23 protein-coding genes are annotated in these 20,752 nt (G+C 72.7%); 14 read left to right on the forward strand and 9 right to left on the reverse strand.

Features of this window, described 5'->3' with window-relative positions; translation table 11 throughout:
• Window positions 1–4: 4 nt before the first annotated feature.
• Window positions 5–661 carry a DUF305 domain-containing protein gene (locus tag ACZ597_RS10150; protein WP_471327513.1) on the reverse strand — a complete coding sequence of 219 codons (657 nt, stop codon included), beginning with the start codon at window positions 659–661 and terminating at the stop codon, window positions 5–7.
• Window positions 662–737: 76 nt separating this feature from the next.
• Here ACZ597_RS10150 and ACZ597_RS10155 point away from each other — a divergent pair, with 76 nt between their 5' ends.
• On the forward strand, window positions 738–2,225 hold the full coding sequence (locus tag ACZ597_RS10155; RefSeq protein WP_471327516.1) for an LVIVD repeat-containing protein: 1,488 nt from the start codon (window positions 738–740) through the stop codon (window positions 2,223–2,225).
• Between the two features lie 16 nt (window positions 2,226–2,241).
• Here ACZ597_RS10155 and ACZ597_RS10160 read toward each other — a convergent pair whose 3' ends face one another.
• From ACZ597_RS10160 to ACZ597_RS10175, 4 genes are all read right to left on the reverse strand, one after another.
• Window positions 2,242–2,865 (reverse strand): TetR/AcrR family transcriptional regulator, encoded by a 624-nt coding sequence (locus ACZ597_RS10160; protein ID WP_471327519.1) that lies wholly within the window; start codon window positions 2,863–2,865, stop codon window positions 2,242–2,244.
• Between the two features lie 37 nt (window positions 2,866–2,902).
• The gene (locus ACZ597_RS10165) at window positions 2,903–3,568 is read right to left on the reverse strand and encodes a phosphatase PAP2 family protein (RefSeq protein ID WP_471327522.1); all 666 of its coding nucleotides are present in this window, start codon (window positions 3,566–3,568) and stop codon (window positions 2,903–2,905) included.
• 34 nt (window positions 3,569–3,602) lie between these two features.
• Entirely contained in the window at window positions 3,603–4,541 is a 939-nt protein-coding gene (locus ACZ597_RS10170) for a M56 family metallopeptidase (RefSeq protein WP_471327525.1), read from the reverse strand.
• Between the two features lie 93 nt (window positions 4,542–4,634).
• Window positions 4,635–5,189, reverse strand: a complete 555-nt coding sequence (locus ACZ597_RS10175) for a DUF5134 domain-containing protein (protein WP_471327528.1) — start codon at window positions 5,187–5,189, stop codon at window positions 4,635–4,637.
• 146 nt (window positions 5,190–5,335) lie between these two features.
• Here ACZ597_RS10175 and ACZ597_RS10180 point away from each other — a divergent pair, with 146 nt between their 5' ends.
• The gene (locus tag ACZ597_RS10180; RefSeq protein WP_471327531.1) at window positions 5,336–5,878 is read left to right on the forward strand and encodes a GNAT family N-acetyltransferase; all 543 of its coding nucleotides are present in this window, start codon (window positions 5,336–5,338) and stop codon (window positions 5,876–5,878) included.
• A gap of 10 nt (window positions 5,879–5,888) precedes the next feature.
• On the opposite strand, the gene ACZ597_RS10185 is transcribed toward ACZ597_RS10180, so the two are convergent.
• Window positions 5,889–6,581, reverse strand: coding sequence for a glycerophosphodiester phosphodiesterase (locus tag ACZ597_RS10185; RefSeq protein ID WP_471327533.1), 693 nt, complete (start codon window positions 6,579–6,581; stop codon window positions 5,889–5,891).
• Window positions 6,582–6,772: 191 nt separating this feature from the next.
• On the reverse strand, window positions 6,773–7,423 hold the full coding sequence (locus ACZ597_RS10190; protein ID WP_471327535.1) for a PadR family transcriptional regulator: 651 nt from the start codon (window positions 7,421–7,423) through the stop codon (window positions 6,773–6,775).
• Between the two features lie 49 nt (window positions 7,424–7,472).
• On the opposite strand from ACZ597_RS10190, the gene ACZ597_RS10195 reads away from it, so the two are divergent.
• The 5 genes from ACZ597_RS10195 to ACZ597_RS10215 all read left to right on the forward strand — a co-directional run bounded on the left by ACZ597_RS10195 (window position 7,473) and on the right by ACZ597_RS10215 (window position 12,754).
• Entirely contained in the window at window positions 7,473–8,615 is a 1,143-nt protein-coding gene (locus ACZ597_RS10195; protein ID WP_471327537.1) for an LLM class flavin-dependent oxidoreductase, read from the forward strand.
• A 212-nt stretch (window positions 8,616–8,827) separates the two neighbouring features.
• Complete coding sequence (locus ACZ597_RS10200; protein ID WP_471327539.1) at window positions 8,828–10,234, forward strand: DUF6421 family protein; 1,407 nt, start codon at window positions 8,828–8,830, stop codon at window positions 10,232–10,234.
• A 26-nt stretch (window positions 10,235–10,260) separates the two neighbouring features.
• On the forward strand, window positions 10,261–11,010 hold the full coding sequence (locus ACZ597_RS10205) for an SDR family NAD(P)-dependent oxidoreductase (protein ID WP_405982058.1): 750 nt from the start codon (window positions 10,261–10,263) through the stop codon (window positions 11,008–11,010).
• Window positions 11,007–12,068, forward strand: a complete 1,062-nt coding sequence (locus ACZ597_RS10210; RefSeq protein WP_471327542.1) for a threonine aldolase family protein — start codon at window positions 11,007–11,009, stop codon at window positions 12,066–12,068. Before ACZ597_RS10205 ends, ACZ597_RS10210 begins: the two co-directional genes overlap by 4 nt.
• An 86-nt stretch (window positions 12,069–12,154) precedes the next feature.
• The gene (locus ACZ597_RS10215) at window positions 12,155–12,754 is read left to right on the forward strand and encodes a transglutaminase-like domain-containing protein (RefSeq protein ID WP_471327961.1); all 600 of its coding nucleotides are present in this window, start codon (window positions 12,155–12,157) and stop codon (window positions 12,752–12,754) included.
• Here ACZ597_RS10215 and ACZ597_RS10220 read toward each other — a convergent pair.
• A complete protein-coding gene (locus tag ACZ597_RS10220; RefSeq protein WP_471327545.1) occupies window positions 12,690–13,928 on the reverse strand; it encodes an MFS transporter in 1,239 nt (412 codons plus the stop codon). The genes ACZ597_RS10215 and ACZ597_RS10220 overlap by 65 nt on opposite strands.
• Before the next feature lie 82 nt (window positions 13,929–14,010).
• Between ACZ597_RS10220 and ACZ597_RS10225 the strand changes: the two genes are divergently transcribed.
• Window positions 14,011–14,634 carry a CGNR zinc finger domain-containing protein gene (locus tag ACZ597_RS10225; protein ID WP_471327547.1) on the forward strand — a complete coding sequence of 208 codons (624 nt, stop codon included), beginning with the start codon at window positions 14,011–14,013 and terminating at the stop codon, window positions 14,632–14,634.
• A gap of 7 nt (window positions 14,635–14,641) precedes the next feature.
• On the opposite strand, the gene ACZ597_RS10230 is transcribed toward ACZ597_RS10225, so the two are convergent.
• Window positions 14,642–15,370 carry a lysophospholipid acyltransferase family protein gene (locus ACZ597_RS10230; RefSeq protein ID WP_471327550.1) on the reverse strand — a complete coding sequence of 243 codons (729 nt, stop codon included), beginning with the start codon at window positions 15,368–15,370 and terminating at the stop codon, window positions 14,642–14,644.
• Window positions 15,371–15,559: 189 nt separating this feature from the next.
• On the opposite strand from ACZ597_RS10230, the gene ACZ597_RS10235 reads away from it, so the two are divergent.
• The 6 genes from ACZ597_RS10235 to ACZ597_RS10260 all read left to right on the forward strand — a co-directional run bounded on the left by ACZ597_RS10235 (window position 15,560) and on the right by ACZ597_RS10260 (window position 20,737).
• Window positions 15,560–15,934 (forward strand): thioredoxin family protein, encoded by a 375-nt coding sequence (locus tag ACZ597_RS10235; protein ID WP_471327553.1) that lies wholly within the window; start codon window positions 15,560–15,562, stop codon window positions 15,932–15,934.
• 253 nt (window positions 15,935–16,187) lie between these two features.
• A complete protein-coding gene (locus tag ACZ597_RS10240; protein WP_285345101.1) occupies window positions 16,188–16,718 on the forward strand; it encodes a flavin reductase family protein in 531 nt (176 codons plus the stop codon).
• Window positions 16,719–16,920: 202 nt separating this feature from the next.
• The gene (locus ACZ597_RS10245) at window positions 16,921–17,706 is read left to right on the forward strand and encodes an electron transfer flavoprotein subunit beta/FixA family protein (protein WP_401242371.1); all 786 of its coding nucleotides are present in this window, start codon (window positions 16,921–16,923) and stop codon (window positions 17,704–17,706) included.
• A gap of 60 nt (window positions 17,707–17,766) precedes the next feature.
• The gene (locus ACZ597_RS10250; RefSeq protein WP_125814480.1) at window positions 17,767–18,729 is read left to right on the forward strand and encodes an electron transfer flavoprotein subunit alpha/FixB family protein; all 963 of its coding nucleotides are present in this window, start codon (window positions 17,767–17,769) and stop codon (window positions 18,727–18,729) included.
• 302 nt (window positions 18,730–19,031) lie between these two features.
• The gene (locus ACZ597_RS10255) at window positions 19,032–19,310 is read left to right on the forward strand and encodes a hypothetical protein (RefSeq protein WP_471327557.1); all 279 of its coding nucleotides are present in this window, start codon (window positions 19,032–19,034) and stop codon (window positions 19,308–19,310) included.
• A 128-nt stretch (window positions 19,311–19,438) separates the two neighbouring features.
• Window positions 19,439–20,737 (forward strand): DUF6986 family protein, encoded by a 1,299-nt coding sequence (locus ACZ597_RS10260; protein ID WP_471327560.1) that lies wholly within the window; start codon window positions 19,439–19,441, stop codon window positions 20,735–20,737.
• Window positions 20,738–20,752 lie beyond the last annotated feature (15 nt).

The raw sequence follows: 20,752 nt of genomic DNA on the forward strand, positions 1-20,752 counted from the left end.
GCCGTCAGCCCATCGCGCGCATCCGCTCGATCTCGGCGCTCTGGGTGGCCACGACCTCGTTCGCCATCTCCTCCACGGCGACGTTGTTGCCCTGGGCGAGGGCCTCTCCGGCCATCTTGAGCGCCCCTTGGTGGTGGGCGGTCATCAGCCGGAGGAAGAGCCGGTCGAAGTCGGCCCCCCGGGCGGCGGTCAGCTCCGCCAGCTGCTGTTCGGTCGCCATGCCGGGCATCGCGGCGTGGTCGTGGCCGCCGGAGCCGCCGCCCGGCGCGGGGTACCGGGAGAGCCACTTCTCCATGGCCCCGATCTCGGGTCCCTGGGCGGCGGCGATCCGTTCCGCGAGCCGCTTCACCCCTTCCGCCGAGGCCCGGCCGGGGGCGAGGGCGCTCATCGTGAGGGCCTGCCGGTGGTGTTCGGTCATGTGCCGCACGTACGCGTGGTCGGCCGCGTTGGGGCTGTCGTCGGGGCGTTCCCGCGCGGCTTGTTCGGGGGAGAGGGTGCGGGCCGGGCCGCCCGGTTTGCCGGGGGCGACGACCACCGGCGAGCCGTCGCCCGCGGCCCGTCCGGAGCCGTCCCCGTCCCGGCAGCCGGTGAGGGTGAGGAGGAGGCCGGCGGTCAGCGCCGCCCCCAGGAATCGGCCGAGTAACGCGTTTGCCATGTCCATGAAAAGCAAGATACTGCCGGGGTCCAGGTTCCGTTCCCAAGAGGAGCGAAACGTACGGGCCCCCACGGGAGGCACAGTGACCTCGCAGCACAGCGTCAGAGCGCGCCACCGGAGTCTGGGGGTGGCCCTGGCCGCCGCCGGACTCCTCACCACGCTCCTGGCCACCGCCGGACCGGCGGCCGCCACCCCAGACCCGGGCGATCTGACCCCGGGCCCCGGATCCCGGCAGGACGCCGGCCCCGCTCAGGACCGCGAACTCGCCCCCGGGGAGATCCCCGGCAAGGACGAGATCGTGCACAGCGCCAACATCAAGCACCTGGCCAACATCCCCAGCTCCTTCCCGGCCGGGGTCAACTCCGACCTGGCGTTCCAGGGCGACTACGCCTACGCCGGCAGCTACGACGGCTTCACCATCTACGACATCGCCAACCCCAAGTCGCCCAAGGTCGTCACCCAGGTCCTGTGTCCGGGCGGCCAGAACGACATCTCGGTCTCCGGCGACCTGCTCTTCCTCTCCACCGACTCCTCCCGCAGCGACGACTCCTGCAACAGCGTCTCGCAGCCCGCGACGGAGAAGTCCTCGTGGGAGGGGATCAAGATCTTCGACATCAAGGACAAGCGGAACCCCAAGTACGTCAAGTCCGTCGAGACCGCCTGCGGTTCCCACACCCACACCCTGGTGCCGGGCGGCCGCGACATCTACCTCTACGTCTCCTCGTACTCGCCCAACGAGGCCTTCCCGGACTGCAAGCCGCCGCACGACGGCATCTCCGTGGTCAAGGTCCCGAAGAAGGCCCCGACCCAGGCCGCCGTCGTCGGCTTCCCGGTGCTCTTCCCCGACGGCGGCAACCCGGGCGCACCGACGAACCCCGGGGTCTCCAAGACCACCGGCTGCCACGACATCACCGTGCTGCCCTCAAAGAACCTGGCCGCCGGCGCCTGCATGGGCGACGGGATCCTCTTCGACATCAGCGCGCCGGAGCAGCCGAGGGTCATCGACCGCGTCCAGGACAACGTCAACTTCGCGTTCTGGCACTCGGCGACCTTCAACGAGCGGGCGAACAAGGTGGTCTTCACCGACGAGCTCGGCGGCGGTGGCGGCGCCACCTGCAACGAGGCCACCGGCCCCAACCGGGGCGCCGACGGGATCTACGACATCACCGGCCGCGGCGACCAGCGCAAGCTGGTCTTCAAGGGCTACTTCAAGATCCCGCGCCACCAGGCCGACACCGAGAACTGCGTCGCCCACAACGGCTCGCTGATCCCGGTCGGCGGCGGCCGCGACATCATGGTCCAGGCCTGGTACCAGGGCGGCGTCTCGGTGTGGGACTTCACCGACTCCGCGGCTCCGAAGGAGATCGGCTACTTCGAGCGCGGCCCGCTGAGCAACGACAAGCTGGGCACGGGCGGCTCGTGGTCGGCGTACTACTACAACGGGCACATCTACTCGAACGACATCGTCAAGGGCCTCGACGTGCTGAGGCTCGACGACTGGCGCACCGAGAGCGCCAAGTGGGTGTGGATGGACCGGCTCAACGTGCAGAGCCAGCCCGAGTACCACTGACGACGGTCGCCCCGCGCTAGCGGGTAAACGTTCCGCCGGGCGGCTCCCCGTCCGGCGGGACACCCAGCTCCCAGTCCAGCCCGTACCGCTGGAACAGCTCCGCCCGCAGCCGGGCCGCCGGCATCGGCGCCCCCGGCAGCAGCACCGCGACCACCGCGCCCATCAGCAGCGCACGCAGCAGCGGATAGTCGGTGTCCACGTCCGCCGAGCCGTAGGCGGCGACGGCGCCCCGCAGCAGCTCCGCCAGGCGCTGCTGCTCCGGACACCGGATGAACCCCTCCGCCTGGAGGATGCCCGCCATGTGCGTGCGCATCAGCCGGGGCTGGTCCCGGGCCAGCCCGAGGATCGCGTCGATCGCCCGGGCCAGCAGCTCCCGGCCGTCGTCGGTGCGGGGCTCGCGCTCCAGTCCCGCTTCCAGCGTCAGGTGCATCAGCCGGTGCACCGCCGACTGGAGCAGCTGGCGTTTGCCGGGGAAGTAGTACGAGACCAGGCCGCGCGCCGCGCCCGCCCGGTCCGCGATGTCGCCGAGCTTGGTGGCCTCGTACCCGCGCTCGGCAACCAGTTCGACCGTAGCCTGCAGCAGCCGCTCCCGGGAACGTCTGCGCAATTCTTCATTGACCGATGCGCTGCGCGGGGACATGCTTACTCCTGCGTTGACTGGCTCCGAGCCAATATACTCAGCGCACGGGACCGTCTGCTCGGGGCGACGCGGGGGATCGCCCCGGGCAGGCATGCCGAAACGCCGCGAGCGACACCAGGGCCACGCCCAGCAGCCAGCCCGCGAGCACGTCCGTGAACCAGTGGACGCCCAGGTAGAGCCGGGTGAAGCCGACCCCGAGCACCGAAACGACCGCGACCGCCCAGGCCGCGGCCACCGCGCCCGCGGGCGCCCTCGCGGGCAGCAGCCACAGCAGCAGCCCGCACACCACCGTGGCCGTCATCGCGTGCCCGGAGGGATAGGCCGCGTAGTACGCCGAGTCGACGGGATCCGGCCACACCGGCCGGGCCCGCCCCAGCAGCGCCTTCATCCCCTGCTGCACCCCCGAGGCCGCCAGGATCGCCGCCCCGACCCGCAGCGCACGCGAACGGTCCCCGCGCCGCCAGAGCCACAGGCAGGACAGGGCGCCGAGGGCGCGCATCGTCCACGGGTCCCACACCCAGTCGGAGAGGACCCGCATGAGACGGGTGACCCCGGTGTGGGTGACGGCGTAGGCGTGCAGGCCCCGCGCGATCTGGTCGTCGTACGAGATCAAGGGCGGCCAGGCCGTCACCACCAGCACGGTCAGCACGGCCGCGAGCAGCGCGCAGCCCACCCCGGCCCTCGAAAGCCACGTGTTCCGCATGCCCTTGATCCTGTCAGCACACGGACCGCTCGATTCAGGCCAGCGCGCTGAGACCCGGTACGAAGGCCACCAGCAGCGGAACGGCCGGAACCAGCGCGGCCAGTGCCGCCAGCCGCAGCCGGCGGGCGGTCGACAGGCGCGGCGCGGCGGACAGCAGCCGCCGCACCCGCTGCGGTACGTGAGCCTGCTCGGGCCCGCACGGGCCGAAGACGCCCCGGTCCTCGTTCAGCCCCACCAGGGCCAGGGCGACGGTCAGCCGCCCGTACCGCCGCGAGGCCACGTCGTCGGCGGCGAGCTCCACCAGCCGGTGCATCTCCGCCTCGAACGCCGCGAACACCGGCACCTGCGGGAACCCCTGCGCCAGCGCCCGCGAGCAGTGCAGCAGCCAGTCGTGCCGGGCCGCCACGTGCCCCTGCTCGTGCGCCAGCACCGCGTCGAGCTGGCTGCCCTTGAGCCGGCCCAGCGCCGCCGTGGTCACCACCAGCCGCGGCGCCGCCCCCGGCTGCCACCAGGCCTCCGGCCGCGGACCCTCCAGTACCACCAGCCGGGCCGCGGCGGGGTCCTCGCCGGGCAGCAGCGGCGCCCGGACCAGGAGTTCGGCCCCCCGGGCGCGCCGCCGGGCCCGGGCCCGCAGCACTTCGCGCGCCAGCATCGCCCCGGTCCACAGGCCCCCGCAGGCCAGCGCCAGCGCCGTACCCGTGGCCCAGGGGCCGCCCTCCGCGCCCAGCGCGTACGCGTCGACCACCCCGTGCGGGGCCACCGCGAACAGCCGGCCCCGTACCGCCTGCCAGGCGGCGGCCGCGCTCAGCAGCATCGACAGCGCCAGGCACAGCAGGGTCGCGGCCACCACGCACTGCCACACCCACAGGGCGACCACCGGTTCGCGCTCGGGCCACTCGGCCCGGGCCAGCAGGCGGGGCGCGAGCACCGCGGTCAGTGCGCCGAGCAACAGGAGAGCGGCGGGGACCATCATGTCCGCCAGCCTATGAGCGCGGCCCCGCCCACCGGTACGGCCTCGGAGCATTGGTGACGCAGGACACGTCCCGCCGCGCCCGACCCCCGGGCCTCACATGGCCAGCAGCATCGCCAACATCCCCGTGCCCATGGCCAGTCGGCAGGCGGGCGTCAGGTCCCCGGCCCCGGCCGAGCCCCCTCCGGGGCCCCTTCCCGAGACCCCTCCCGGGGCCGCGGGCACCGGTTGAGCCGCGCCGCCCGCCGTCACCAGCCGGGCCCCGCCGAGCAGCACGTACCCGGCGTAGTAGAGGAGCAGCGCCCCCGTCACCGCGGGCAGCCCCGCCCGGCCGTGCCCGTGCCCGGCGGTCATGGCGAGGGCCATGTACGCCATCGCCAGCGAGCCGACCAGGTGGTGCGCGTGGTGCACGCCGCCGCGCAACAGCCACAGCGCGTGCAGCGCCGCCCCGCAGAAGACGGCCAGCAGGACCGGGGGCCCCCACGGGCCGGTGTCCGCGGGCAGTGCCATCGCCGCCATTCCGAAACCCATCACCGCCTCGCCCGCGGCCGCCCCGCGCGTGCGCCGGTCCGCTCTGCGCGCCCGCAGCAGGCAGTACCCGCCGCTCGCCGCGCACAGCGCCACGAGCAGCCAGGCCAGGGTGAGGGGCATCGCGGATCCGTGCACGGCGGAACCTCCCGGTTCGTCGGCGTCAGCAGAAGGGATTCCCTGCTCACGCCGCCCTCACGCCGCCCCGGGATAGGCTCTGTTCGCCGTACCTGGCATGTCATATGCCGCAGCGATGAACGGAGCACCCGATGTCGACCGCCCAGCCCGACGCCGCCCTGAACTTCCGCAGCGCCGTGGCAGCCGACGTGCCCGCGCTGGTGGCACTCCTCGACGAGGCCTACCGCGGCGACACCAGCCGGGCCGGCTGGACCACCGAGGCGGACTTCCTGACGGGCCAGCGCACCGACGCCGGGATGGTCCAGGAGGTCATCGACGCACCCGACGGAGCCCTCCTCGTGGTCGAGCGCGCAGGTGCCCTCGTCGCCTGCTGCCAGCTCGAACACCGGGGGGACTACGTCTACTTCGGGATGTTCGCCGTCCGTCCCGAGCTCCAGGGGGCCGGCCTCGGCAAGGAGATCCTCGCCGAGGCCGAGCGCCGGGCCCGTGACGACTGGGCCGCGAAGGAAATGCGGATGACGGTGCTGACCATCCGCGAGGAGCTCGTCGCCTTCTACCTGCGGCGCGGCTACCGGCGCACCGGCGAGCTGAGCCCCTTCTTCTACGGCGACCCCCGCCACGGCATCCCGCTCCGCGACGACCTGACCCTCGAACTGCTGGTCAAGCCGCTGTAGGGGGCGCCCGTCAGGCGGTGAACCGGCCGGTGCTGCGGATCTCCGGGAAGTCGGTGGCCGCGCCGTCCAGTTGCAGGGCCCGCGCCAGCCGCAGCTGGTCCAGGGTGTTGACCGTCCGGCCGGTCACCCGCAGCCCCGCCGCGTGGGCCGCCTCGACGGTCTCCAGGGTCAGCCGGCGGATGTCCAGGGCCACGGTGCGCGCGCCCGCCGCCAGCGCGAGGTCCACGAGGTCCTCGGCGGCCGCGCCGGGCCGCCCGGGGTGCAGGGCCGTCCGGACGCCGGGGGCGTGCCGGGCGACGGCCGCGAGCACCTCGCCGTCACCGGAGGCCACCTCCACGCGGGAGGCCAGGTCGCGGCGGACGATCAGCTCCGCCAGTACGGCGGCGGCCGCCCGGTCCTGCACCGACACCTGGAGCGGGACCCGGACGGCGTCCAGGACCTCCTCCAGCACCGGTACGCGCTCGCCCTGGCCGGCGTCCAGTTCGCGCAGCTCGGCGAGGGTCAGGTCGGCGACGGCGCCCGCGCCGTTCGTGGTGCGGTCGACCTCGGCGTCGTGCAGTACGACGAGGGCGCCGTCCTTGCTGAGACGGACGTCCAGCGCGATGACGTCCATCCCGCAGCGTTCCGCGCGGACGAACGACCGCAGGGTGTTCTCCGGCTCCACACCCATGACCCCGCGGTGACCGATGGTGAGGAAAGTCAAGGTTCTCTCGCTTCCGTCGAGGGGCGGCTCCCCGCGCGGTCGCGGTGTCCCGACCGGCCGCGCGCGGTGAGGACGCATGCTAGTGCGCCCCGGCCGCGATGGGACCGGTCGTGCAAAGCCCCGCGGAAGCCCTCCGGCCGCTTCCCGCCAGGGGTGTGCGCCGCCGGGCGGACCCGGGGCGCCGTGTCGCGTCACCCCTGCGTGGGCGCGTCCCCGCCGGCTTGACGGACGGTCCCTGCGGGCCCCGGAGCACCGGCGTCGGCGGCGTGTGCCGCCGCCTCCCGGAGGTCCGCCAGCAGGGCGCCGGCCAGGTCCAGCTCGGCGAGGTGCTGGCGCTCGCTCCAGCGCAGCGCGAGCACCGGGAAGGCCCATTCCGGCACGTCCGCCGCGTGCTCCATGGCCTCCCGCACGGCGGCCAGCTCGCCCCGGGTCCGCTCCAGGTGGTCCTCGACCATCGAGCGCAGCCGCTCCGGCTCGGCCAGGTGCCCGAGCCAGATGCGCAGCAGCAGCCCGTGCTTGAGCACCGGAGGCCCGGCGTCCGCGGCGTCGGAGGCCCAGCCCGAGAGGGCCTCGCGGCCCGCGTCCGTGATGGCGTAGCGGCGCTTGGCGCGGACCTCCTCGGGCCCCGAGCGGGCGGAGGCCGCGTAGCCCAGTTCCTCCAGGCGGCGGAGTTCGGCGTAGATCTGGCTGATCGCGGGCGACCAGTAGAAGAAGCGCAGGGAGGAGTCCGCCCACTTCTTCAGCTCGTAGCCGGTGCGCTCGCCGGGGAACGACAGCAGGCCGAGCACCGCCCACGCGGTCGGCGGGAGGTCTTGCTTCTTCGAGGTCTGACTACTAGTCATATTTCTAATCGAAGTAAGACCGGGCACGGGACGCATCCCTGGAGGCATCGTGAAATTCTCCGTGATCTTCGAGGCTCAGCTGGCCGATCCGACCGTGGAACGGGAACACCAGGTCATCCGGGACTGCGTCGAGCAGGCGGTCCTCGCCGAACGCATGGGATTCGACCGGATCTGGGCCGTCGAGCACCACTCCTTGAAGTGGTACGCGCACATGAGCGCGCCCGAAGTCTTCCTGAGCTTCGTCGCGGCCCGGACGAACACCATACGCATCGGCCATGGAGTCGTGTGCATGCCCTTCAACTTCAACCACCCGGTACGCGTGGCCGAACGGGCCGCGATGCTCGACCTGCTCTCCGGCGGGCGGCTGGACCTGGGCGCCGGGCGCGGCGGCACGGAGCAGGAGACCTCGCTGTGCGGGGTGGACCGGGAGCGCACCACCGCCGAGGTGGAGGAGGCCCTGCGGATCATCGGGAAGGCCTGGCGGGAGGAGGAGCTGGAGTACCACGGCGAGCTGCTGGACATCGACCCGCACCCGATCCTGCCGCGCCCGGCGCAGCGGCCCCATCCGCCGCTGTTCCTGGCGTGCAGCCGGGGCGAGACCCTGGTGCAGGCCGCCGAACTGGGTGTCGGGGCCCTGGTGATGGGCTTCGCCGGGCCGGAGTCCATCGCCGGGATGCGGGCCGTGTACGACGCCGCGCTCGCGGGCCGCGACGGCAGCCGGTTCGTCTCGACGGCCGTCAACGACCACTTCTCCGTGCTCTGCCCGACCATCGTGCTCGACGACCCCGAGGAGGCCCGGCGGATCGGCGTCCGGGGGCAGCGGTTCTTCGCACAGTCCATCGGGCACTGGTACGGCGGCGCCGGGATCCCGGACGAGGCGGTGGTGGCCGGCGCCGACGAGGCGGCGGAGATGCGCCGGGCCGCCGAGCAGGTGGTGGCCAGGCTGCACGAGCTGGACATCCCGGTGCGGCCGACCTCCACGGCCACCTTCCACGCCGACCACGCCTACGGGAGCGCGGACGAGGCCATCGCGTACGTGGAGCGGCTGCGGGCGGCGGGCGCGGACGAGGTGATGTGCCTGGTCCAGATGGGCACGGTGCCGCAGGAGGCCTGTCTGGAGACCCTGCGGCAGTGGGGCGAGAAGGTCATCCCGCGCTTCCGCGGGGAACGCGGTGGTGCGGGGCCCGCCTGAGTGGGGGAGTCCCCCCTTGTTTTTCGCGCACGCGCCGGGGCGGTCAGATAGCCCAACTACTAGGCGGAGTGGTGGATTCCACCGTGAGTTACGGGAAGACTTCCGGTGGAGTGGGGGGTCACACAGGATAATTTCCTTCGTTTCCTCTTGAGCGGGAGAGCCTCGCATGCATACGCTGTCTTAACGCGAGGTTCTCCTGTGGAGGAAGTGACATGACGGAAACTCTTGTGCCGGGCTCCGGCGGTGCCGTGATAACCGCTGGCGCGCGGGTGGTCGACCACCCCGCCTGGCCCGCGCTCAAGGCTGCCGTGGAGGAGATCCGCCCCTGGCAGGCCAAGGACGGATCGATCGACTTCGACGCCGAGGGCGCCCCCGCCCGCGCCGACGTCGAGGCCGCCGTGGAGCGGGTCGTGGGCGCCGTCGAGGAGCTGTCCCCGCTGCTGCCGCACGCCACGGCGTACCACGCCGCGCTCGTCGCCGACCTGCGCAAGTGGGTTTCCGACGGCTTCGGCGTCCCGGACTTCCTCGACTCCCTGCTGGCCTTCCACCCGGCCGCCCAGCGCGCCGACGGCCTCCAGCACCTCGTGGTCTTCCCGATGTACACGCAGAACGGCAACCCGGACCGCAACTTCGAGGCCGTCGTCCTGAAGATGGTGTGGCCCGAGTGGCTCTCCGAGCTGGAGCGCACCCGGTACGACAACCCGCTCTTCCTCGGCATCACCTTCGAGGACTTCACCCCGGGCTACGACACCAACTCCGCGGTGCTCTTCCCCGAGACCATCGCCGTGCGCGAGGCCCCGGAGCGCTTCACCTGGGGCGGCATCTTCTGCGACCGCGAGGCGGCCCGCTACCGCAAGGTCACCGAGGCGGCCGTCGACATCCTCGGCATCGAGCTGCCCGAGGACATCGCCCGCATGGTCGAGGACCAGGAGCGCTGCGAGAAGGCCTTCGTCCTGTGGGACATGGTCCACGACCGCACCCACAGCCACGGCGACCTGCCGTTCGACCCCTTCATGATCAAGCAGCGCCAGCCGTTCTGGATGTACGGCCTGGAGGAGCTGCGCTGCGACCTCACCGCCTTCAAGGAGGCCGTGAAGCTGGAGTCCGAGGGCAACGAGCACGGCCGTGACGTGCAGTACGCCGTCCTCTTCGACCGGATGTTCCGCTTCCCCGTCTCCGGCGACCGCAACCGCAACTACGACGGCCTCGGCGGCCAGCTGCTCTTCGCCTACCTCCACAAGCACGACGTCGTGCGCTGGACGGACAACAAGCTGAAGATCGACTGGATGCGCGCCCCGCAGGTCACCAACCAGCTGTGCGCCGACATCGAGGACCTCTACCGCGCGGGCATCGACCGCCCGAAGCTGGTCCACTGGTTCAAGGCCTACGAGCTGGTCTCCACCTACCTCGCCCCGCACCCGGGCTCCAAGTGGGCCAAGGGCCCCGACGCCCTGGACCTGACGCAGCCGCCGCGCAAGCTCGTGGACGACGTGCTTCCCGACGAGTTTCCCCTCAGCATGTTCTACGAGGCCCTCGCCAAGAAGCTCAAGGGCGTGATCGCCTCCACGAAGGGCATCACCCCGGCGAACGCGGACGACGCCGAGCGGGCCGCCGCGTGAGCGACCGCGCACAGGAGGCTGTACGGATGAACGGCAATGGGACGCTCCACGGAGCGGTCGTGGCGGTGGCAGGGGCCGGCGGCCCCGCCGGCCGCGCCGCGCTGATGCGCCTCGCCGAGGCGGGGGCCACGGTCGTGGCCTCGGACGCCGACGCGGCGCGCCTGGCCGAGGCCGTCGACGCAGCCCGCTACGCCCACGGCGGCGCCACCGTGACCGGCGACACCGTCGACCTGCTCGACCTGGAGGCCACCAAGGCCTGGGCCGAGCGCACCGAGAAGGAGTTCGGCCGGGTCGACGGCCTCGTCCACCTGGTCGGCGGCTGGCGCGGCAGCAAGACCTTCACCGACGTGGACCTCGCGGACTGGGACTTCCTGGAGAAGCTCCTCATCCGCACCGTCCAGCACACCTCGCTCGCCTTCCACGACGGCCTGCTGCGCAGCGACCGCGGCCGCTACGTGCTGATCAGCCAGTCCGGCGCGCACAAGCCGGTCGCCAACAACGCCGCGTACAACGCCGGCAAGGCGGCCGCCGAGGCCTGGACCCTGGCCATGGCGGACTCGTTCCGCAAGGCCGGGGGCGAGGACGGTCCGCAGGCCGCTGCTGCGATCCTGGTGATCAAGGCACTGGTGCACGACGCGATGCGCGCCGAGCGCCCCAATGCGAAGTTCGCGGGCTTCACCGACGTCAAGGAGCTGGCCGAGGCCATCGCCGGCGTCTGGGAGCGGCCCGCCTCCGAAGTGAACGGACAGCGTCTGTGGCTCACTCCACAACCGTGAAGACCGATGCCCGCCGCCACCACGATCCGGCGGTCCGCGGTTTCGCGAGCGACAACTACGCGGGGGTGCATCCGGAGATCCTGGAGGCCGTCGCGCTCGCCAACGGCGGCCACCAGGTCGCCTACGGCGAGGACGAGTACACCGAGCACCTGCAGAAGGTCATCCGCAGCCACTTCGGTCCGTACGCGGAGGCCTTCCCGGTCTTCAACGGCACCGGCGCGAACGTCACCGCCCTCCAGGCGATGACGGACCGCTGGGGCGCCGTGATCTGCGCCAAGTCCGCCCACATCAACGTGGACGAGGGCGGCGCCCCGGAGCGGATGGCGGGCCTCAAGCTGCTCGCCGTGCCCACCCCTGACGGCAAGCTCACCCCCGAGCTGATCGACCAGGAGGCCTGGGGCTTCGAGGACGAGCACCGGGCGATGCCGCAGGTCGTCTCGATCACCCAGAACACCGAGCTCGGCACGGTCTACACCCCGGACGAGATCAGGGCCATCTGCGAGCACGCCCACGGCCTCGGCATGAAGGTGCACCTCGACGGCGCCCGGATAGCCAACGCCGCGGCCTCGCTCGACGTGCCGATGCGCACCTTCACCAACGCGGTGGGCGTCGACGTGCTGTCGTACGGCGGCACCAAGAACGGCATGATGTTCGGCGAGGCCGTGGTCGTGGTGAACCCGGACGCCGTCCGGCAGATGAAGCACGTCCGCAAGATGTCGATGCAGCTCGCCTCCAAGATGCGCTTCGTCTCGGTACAGCTGGAGGCCCTGCTCGCGAAGGACCTGTGGCTGCGCAACGCCCGCCAGGCCAACACCATGGCGCAGCGGCTCGCCGCCGGCGTGCGCGAGACCGACGGGGTGGAGATCCTCTACCCGGTCCAGGCCAACGCCGTCTTCGCGAAGCTGCCGCACGAGGTGTCGCGGCGGCTCCAGCAGCGGTACCGCTTCTACTTCTGGGACGAGGCCGCCGGCCACGTCCGCTGGATGTGCGGCTACGACACGCAGGAAGAGGACGTGGACGGCTTCCTGCAGGCACTCAAGGAGGAGCTGGCCCGCTAGCCGCTTCCTTCCGCATAGCTGAATAGATATGCCTCCGACCGTAAATCTATTGATCTACGGTCGGAGGCATGCCTATGCTCCCGCCCATGCAGCTCATCCAGCAGAACCCTGATACCCATGCGTATTTGGCCTCCGGTGAGGCCATAGACCACTGGCACCCCGTGGTGCAGGAAACCGCCGACGCCCTCTGGTCTGCCACCAGCGATGCATATTCATACGCCGAAGCGGCCTTCGAGTTCGTCCGGGACACCGTCCCGCACTCGGCCGACTCCGGGGACCCGCGCGTCTCCTGGCGCGCCTCCGACGTGCTCGCCACCCGCAACGGCATCTGCCACGCCAAGTCCCACGCCCTCGCCGCCCTGCTGCGCGCCCAGGGCGTCCCGGCCGCGCTCTGCTACCAGCGCCTGACGGAGGACGACGGCTCCGCCCCGATCGTCCACGGGCTCGTCGCCGTCCGGCTGCCCGGCGCCGGGACCTGGTCCCGGATCGACCCGCGCGGCAACAAGCCCGGCGTGGACGCGCGGTTCGACCTCGACCGGGAGCGGCTCGCCTTCCCGGTCCGCCCGGAGCTCGGCGAGACCGACTACCCCGAGCTCCACGCAGCCCCGCACCCCGCCGTGCTCAAGGCGCTCCAGCAGTCCGCGGACCGGCCGGAGCTGTGGCGGAACCTTCCGACGGCTCTGTAGCCCCCTGGGCCGGTACGGGTTCCCGTACCGCCACCAGCGCGTGCAGCGCGGCAGCCGCGAGCTGCAGCACGGCGATCCCGAGCAGCAGCGCCCACGGCGGCGCGGCGGCGGCCAGCCCCACCAGGGCGGCGCCCGTCGAAGCCGCCGTGATCTTGAGTCCCGCCCCCAGCGTGAACACCTGCGGCCGTACCGCCGCCGGAGCGTGCTCCGAGCGGATCCGCAGCGTCGCCGTCAGCAGCGGCCCGTCGCAGTAGCCGGCCACCGCGAAGGCCGCCGCCGTCAGCGCCACCGACGGCGTGAACGCCGCCACCGCGAGGGCGACCCCGGTCCCCGCCATGCCCCAGCGGGCCAGCCGGCCCGGCGCCACGCCCGTCATCCGGCCCAGCGTCAGGGACCCGGCCAGCGCACCCGCCGCGAAGGCCGTCATCAGCACCCCGCCCGCGCGCGGACTGCCGAGCCCCGTCGCCAGCAGCACCGACGTGGTGGTCAGCGACCCGATGCCGACGAAGGCCAGGGTCGTCGCCGAGGTGATGGCCCTCAGCTCCCGGACCCGCCACAGGGCGGCCAGCCCCGCCCCCAGCCCGGCACGGGGTCCGTCCGGGGAGGTGCCCGCGCCCGGGTCCGCGTACGGCAGCGACGCCGCGAGCAGGGCCGCCAGCGCCGCCGAAGCCGCCAGTACCGCCATGGCGGGCCCGGCCGATACCAGCGCCCCGACCACGCCGACCGCCGCCGGGGCGGTCACCGCCGCCGCGTTGTAGGTGGAGGCGTCCCAGCCGTACGCCCGGTCCCGCGCGGGGCCCGCCGGCAGCAGTCCCGCGACCAGGCTGGAGAGCCCGCCGGTCACCACCGGCCCGCAGGTGCCGCCGAGCACCGCCACCGCGAGCACCACCGGTACCGGGGCCCGCCCCAGGAGCATCGACAGCGCAGCCACCGCCGCCGTGAACCCCGCCAGCGCGCCCGCGTAGAACAGCCGGGGCCGTCGGGCCCGGGCCGCGGCGGTCCCCGCCAGCGGCGCGGCCAGCACGTGCGGCGCCAGCCAGGCGGTCAGCACGAACGCCCCGTGGGCGGCGCTGCCGGTGCGCTCCACGGCCAGCAGCACCACCGCCATGCCCATGCCCTCGGACGCGAAGCGCGCGGCCAGTGCCGCCGCCAGATACCGCCCGAACCCGCCCATCGGCGAACCCCCTCCGCGTTCGGTAACGTGTTAAGCGAAAAAGACGTTACGTCAGACGAGTGCAAGATGAAAGGATCCGTGCATGGCGGACCGGCGGGACCCGAGCGGTGGATTCGCGGCGGCCCGGAGGCTGATCGAGCTCGCCGAGGCGGTCCGCGCGGACCCCGCGCTGCCGCGCGCCGCCCTGGCGGAACTGCTCGCCCGGCACGGGGAGCGCCCGGAGGAACTCGCTCCGGAGGTCTTCACGGAGGGGGAGGCGGACGAACTGCGCGCCGCGGTCCGGCGCATGGCGGAGGTCCTCGCCGAGACCGACGAGGACCGCGCGGCCGGAGCCGTGAACGCCCTGCTGGAGGAGTGCGCCACCCGGCCCAGGCTGACCCGGCACGACGGCCACCCCTGGCACCTGCACGTGGACCGGGGCGACGGGGCGCACTGGGGGGAGTGGTTCCTCGCTTCCGGCGCCCTCGTCCTCGCCCAGCTGCTCACCGAGTACGGGCGCCTCGTCTGGGGCGCCTGCGCCGCGGCCGGCTGCGGCCGGCTCTACCTCGGCGCCGGCCCGGGCAGCGCCCGCCGCTACTGCACCCCCGCGTGCGCCACGCGCGCCAGGGTCGCAGCCCACCGGCGCCGCCGGCGCGCCGGCGCGGCGACGGATCCGGAGGGCGGTCCGGAGGGCGGTCCGGAGGGTGGTCCGGAGGCGGGCCCGTAGGGAGGCGTCAGTTGGCCTCGCGCTCCTTGACCTGCGCGGCCGTCGGGGCGGTGCCGCCGAGGTGGGCCGGGAGCCACCACGAGTCCTCGGAGCCCTGCGGCTTGGCCGGGTAGGCGCTCTGCGCCGCCTCCAGCAGCTCCTGCACGCGCTCGCGCAGGCGGCGGGTGATGGCGCCCGCGAACTGGTCCTTCGGCGCCTCGATCGGCTCGCCGACGCGCATGGTCACCGGGATGTGGCTGCGCTTGAGGTTCTTCGCGCGGCCCTTGGTCCACAGCCGCTGCGTGCCCCACAGGGCCACCGGGATCAGCGGGACCCCGGCCTCCTGGGCCATACGCGCCGCGCCCGACTTGAAGCTCTTGAGGGTGAACGACTGGGAGATCGTCGCCTCCGGGAACACCCCGATGATCTCGCCGGAGCGCAGCGAGTCCAGGGCGTGCTGGTAGGCGGTCTCACCCTGCTGGCGGTCCACCGGGATGTGCTTCATCGCACGCATCAGCGGGCCCGAGACCTTGTGCCGGAACACCGACTCCTTGGCCATGAAGCGGACCAGGCGCTTCTGCGGGCGCGCCGTCAGGCCGGCGAAGATGAAGTCGAGGTAGCCGATGTGGTTCGACACCAGGACCGCCCCGCCCTTGCGCGGGATGTTCTCCGTGCCCTTCATGTCGATCCGGATGTCCAGCGCACGGAAGAGGGTGTGCGCGGCACCGATCACCGGGGGGTATACGAACTCAGCCATGGTGGGGAGACCCCGCTTTCTGCCTGGGGAGGTGCTCCCGGCCGGAAGTTACGGCAGCGTAGGTACGCGGCCATGGGGATCGTGCCCCAAACGCGGCCCGCTGGCCAGCCCAGACGCTCACAGCGGGCGAGATTCTCGTCACGCGGGGAATGCCGCGCGCCGGACGGATGCTCGGACCAAGGTACGTACATGCGAACAGGACGGACGGGAGCGGGTGTGCGCGGGCACGGAGAAGGAACGCGGCGGCCGGGCGGTCAGGGACCCCTCGGCGCCGCCGAGCTGGGGCGGGAGCCGGGGGAGCGGGCCAGCCTGGTCCAGTTCTCCACCGCCTTCTGCCAGCCCTGCCGGGCCACCCGCAGGATCCTCGCCGAAGTCGCCGAAATGGTGGACGGCGTCGAGCACATCGAAATCGACGCCGAGCGCAACCTCGAACTCGTGCGCGCACTGGGCATCGAGAAGACCCCCACCGTCCTCGTCCTGGACGCCGCCGGACGCGTCGTACGGCGCGCGGCCGGGATGCCGCGCAAGGCGGACGTGATCGCCGCGCTGGGTGCCGCCGTGTGACGGACGCGCCGGTGCGCGCGCCCGCACGCAGCGTGACGCGCCTGACATCTGCCCGCTGCGGCTTGACTGTGTACGCGTGAGATCGCCAGGCTGGCCGCATGCGGTATGAACTCCTGCTTTACGGGCGGCTCCACGTGGACCTCGTCCGCCACGCGAGCGCGCGCTGTCGGGACCGCTGACGGCCCCAGTCCAGGCCCCCGGCCCCCGGTCCCCTAGCGCGCCCGCGACCCCGCGGCAGAAGGAAGCATCCCCCATGACGGCCCCCACGGCCCCGCCCGTACCCCTCGGCTCCGCCGACGACCCCCTGCCCGGCTCTCCCGAACTGCTCCGCTCGGTCTTCCGGCGGCACGCCGCGGGCGTCGCCGTGATCACCGCCGAGACCGGAGGCCGGCCCGCCGGCTTCACCGCGACCTCGCTCAACTCGGTCTCCGCGGACCCGCCGCTGCTCTCGTTCACCATCGGCACCGGGGCCTCCAGCTGGCCGGCGGTGCGCGACAGCGAGTACCTCGGCGTCCACATACTCGGGGAGCACCAGCGGGAGCTGGCCGGCCTCTTCGCGCGCAGCGGCGCCGACCGCTTCGGGGCGCAGACCGAGTGGGCCCCCGGCCCGCACGGCGTGCCGTTGCTCGGCGGGGTGCTGGCGTGGATGGTGTGCCGGGTGGTGGCGCGGGTGCCCGCCGGGGCGCACCGGGTGGTCATCGCCGAGGCGGTGGCGGGCGACCCGGCCGGGGAGGGCCGGCCCCTGCTGTACCACCAAGGGCGTTTCAACGCGCTGCGGGACTGAATCGTCCCTGCTGGGGCGGGTTCGGGCGGCGTTGGACAGATCACAGTTCAGCGGCCTTGCAACCGGGGAAGACCCACTGTGTACTGACGAGTAACATTCCCTTCGGAGCGCGGGCCGCCCCGACCGGGACCCGCCCGACAAGGCGCTTATGCTGCCTGCACAAGGCGGTTTCAGAAAAAGACGATGCGGTAGGAGAGCCGGCGTGAGCCTGAGGATCGTTGTCTGTGTGAAGTACGTGCCCGACGCCACCGGTGACCGGCACTTCGCCGATGACCTGACGGTCGACCGCGACGACGTCGACGGTCTGCTGTCCGAGCTCGACGAGTACGCCGTCGAGCAGGCGCTGCAGATCGCCGACGAGGCGGACGACGCCGAGATCACCGTCCTGACGGTGGGCCCCGAGGACGCCAAGGACGCGCTGCGCAAGGCGCTGTCGATGGGTGCCGACAAGGCTGTCCACGTCGAGGACGACGACCTGCACGGCACCGACGTCATCGGTACCTCGCTGGTCCTCGCGAAGGCGATCGAGAAGGCCGGCTACGACCTGGTCATCACGGGTATGGCGTCGACCGACGGCACCATGGGCGTCCTCCCGGCGATCCTGGCCGAGCGCCTGGGCGTCCCGCAGGTCACCCTGCTCTCCGAGGTCAAGGTCGAGGACGGCACCGTCACGGGCCGCCGCGACGGCGACTCCGCGAGCGAGCAGCTGGAGGCCTCCCTCCCGGCCGTCGTCTCGGTGACCGACCAGTCGGGCGAGGCCCGCTACCCGTCCTTCAAGGGCATCATGGCCGCCAAGAAGAAGCCGGTGGAGTCCTGGGACCTGTCCGACCTGGACCTGGAGGCCGAAGAGGTCGGCCTCGAGGGCGCCTACACCGCGGTCGACTCCGCGGCCCAGCGTCCGGCCCGCACCGCCGGCACGATCGTCAAGGACGAGGGCGAGGGCGGCAAGCAGCTGGCCGAGTTCCTGGCCGGCCAGAAGTTCATCTAAGGACTTCGGTCACCCCTCTCAAGCCCCCAGACACTTCGCAACAGCAGGAGAGCAGTCACCATGGCTGAAGTTCTCGTCTACGTCGACCACGTGGACGGTGCCGTCCGCAAGCCCACCCTCGAGCTGCTGACGCTGGCCCGCCGCGTCGGCGAGCCCGTCGCCGTCGCCCTCGGCGCCGGTGCCGAGGCCACCGCCGCCGTGCTCGCCGAGCACGGTGCCGTCAAGGTCCTCACCGCCGACGCCCCCGAGTTCGCCGAGTACCTCGTCGTACCGAAGGTGGACGCGCTGCAGGCCGCGTACGACGCCGTGTCCCCGGCCGCCGTGCTCGTCCCGTCCTCCGCCGAGGGCAAGGAGATCGCCGCGCGCCTCGCCGTGCGCATCGGCTCCGGCATCATCACCGACGCCGTCGACCTGGAGGCCGGTGACGAGGGTCCGGTCGCGACGCAGGCCGCCTTCGCCGCGTCGTTCACCACCAAGTCCCGCGTGTCCAAGGGCACCCCGGTCATCACCGTGAAGCCGAACTCGGCCCCGGTCGAGGCCGCCCCGGCCGCCGGCGCCGTCGAGGCGCTCGCCGTCACCTTCGGCGCCCTGGCCACCGGCACCAAGGTCGTCTCCCGCACCCCGCGCGAGTCGACCGGCCGTCCGGAGCTGACCGAGGCCGCGATCGTGGTCTCCGGCGGCCGCGGCGTCAACGGCGCCGAGAACTTCGCGATCATCGAGGAGCTCGCGGACTCCCTCGGTGCCGCCGTCGGCGCCTCGCGCGCCGCCGTCGACGCCGGCTGGTACCCGCACTCCAACCAGGTCGGCCAGACCGGCAAGTCGGTCTCCCCGCAGCTGTACATCGCCTCCGGCATCTCCGGCGCGATCCAGCACCGGGCCGGCATGCAGACCTCGAAGACCATCGTGGCCATCAACAAGGACGCCGAGGCCCCGATCTTCGACCTGGTCGACTACGGCGTGGTCGGCGACCTCTTCGAGGTCGTCCCGCAGCTGACGGGCGAGATCAAGGCGCGCAAGGGCTGAAACCCGGGCACCTGAACGGATGAGGGCCTTCCGGGCCCGGTGCGGACGGCGACGTCCCCACCGGCCGGGGAGGCCCTCACCGGCTTTCCGGACCCTGGTCCACCCGGTGCCGCCGGGGGCGTAGGCCGCGGACAGCCCGGGGAGGGCCAAGGGAACGGGGGAGGAGTTCTTCCGATGCGCGGCACGTTGTCGGAGGGGCGGTACCGGCTGGACCGCAGGCCCGGGGCCGGCGGGATGGGCGAGGTCCGGCAGGCCCCCCGCGGCTCGACCGGGAGGTCGCGGTCAAGGTGATCTCCCGGGGCGTGGCGGGCGACCCCCATCTGGAGGAGCGGTTCCGCAAGGAGCCCCGGATGGCCGCGGGCCTGACCCGTCCCCGGATGGTGACCGTCCACGACCACGGCGAGGCGGAGGCCGACGGCCGCCCCGTGCAGGGCCGGGCCGAGGCGGACGTCACCATCTGCGACTTCGGCATCGCCCGGCGCCGCCCGGCATCCGGCCGAGGCTCGCCGCGGCCTGACCGCCCAGGCCGGCCTTCCTGGTCGCTGACCTGGGGGTCTGTGATCCGCGGGGCCGTGTGGTGATTGTCACCGCACGGCCCCGAGTCGTTCGTCCCAGGCGCTGGAGGGACCATTGACTGAGCGGAACCCCGTGACTAAATTCTGCTATGCGGATCTAAGCTTCCGTGAAGCGGAAAAGAGGAGAGTGCACGATGGGTCAGCAGGAGAAGGTGGCGACGAGCCTCGCAGGCGCGGTCAGCGAGGGCATCAGCGCCTCCCTCGCGCCGGTGGACGCGGAACTCGCGCGCCACTACCCGGGCGACCCCGGCACCCGCCAGCCCATCCACACCGTCTACGTCCCCGGTGACGTCTTCGCCGCCGACACCATCCGCTCCTGGGGCGACCAGGCCCTCGCGGCCATGGACGAGCACGCCCCGGACGCCGCCACCTTCGCCAAGGTACTCGGCATCTCCGACGAGCTGGCCGTACCGGTCTACAACCGCGTCCGCGCCAAGCTCGCCACCGAGCCCATCGAGGACCTCCGCGTCGACTTCGAGGACGGCTTCGGCGTCCGCTCCGACGAGGAGGAGGACCAGGCCGCGGCCCGCGCCGCCCGCCTGATCTCCGAGGCCTACTCCAACGGCACCAACGCCCCGTACATGGGCATCCGCATGAAGTGCATGGAGTCCAACGTCCGCGACCGCGGCATCCGCACCACCGACGTCTTCCTCTCCGGCCTGCTCGCCCACGGCGGCCTCCCGGAGAACCTGGTCCTGACCCTCCCCAAGGTCACCTACGCCGAGCAGGTCACCGCGTTCGTCGAGCTGCTGGAGGCCTTCGAGACCGCCCGCGGCCTGCGCACCGGCCGCATCGGCTTCGAGATCCAGATCGAGACCAGCCAGTCCATCCTGGCGTCCGACGGCACCGCCACCGTGGCCCGGATGATCGAGGCCTCCAAGGGCCGCGCCACCGGCCTGCACTACGGCACCTTCGACTACAGCGCCTGCGTCGGCGTCTCCGCCGCCTACCAGGCCAGCGACCACCCCGCCGCCGACCACGCGAAGGCGGTCATGCAGGTCGCGGCGGCCGGCACCGGCGTACGCGTCTCCGACGGCTCGACCAACGTGCTGCCCATCGGCACCACCGAGAAGGTCCACGAGGGCTGGAAGCTGCACTACGGCCTCACCCGCCGCGCCCTGGCCCGCGCCTACTACCAGGGCTGGGACATGCACCCGGCGCACCTGCCGACCCGCTACGCGGCCGTCTTCACCTTCTACCGCGAGGGCCTGGAGGCCGCCGCCGGGCGCCTGAAGGCGTACGTGGCCAAGATCGAGGGCGACGTCATGGACGAGCCCGCCACCGCCAAGGCCCTGGCCGGCTACCTGGTCCGCGGCCTGGACTGCGGCGCCGTCGGCGCCGACGAGGTCACCGCCCTCACCGGCCTGACCCGCGCCGAACTGGACGCCTTCGCCATCCCGCGCCGCTCGGCGACCCTGACGGCGACCGCCTGATCCCACGTCCCCGCA

It is taken from the genome of Streptomyces sp. NPDC040718 (assembly GCF_055593565.1).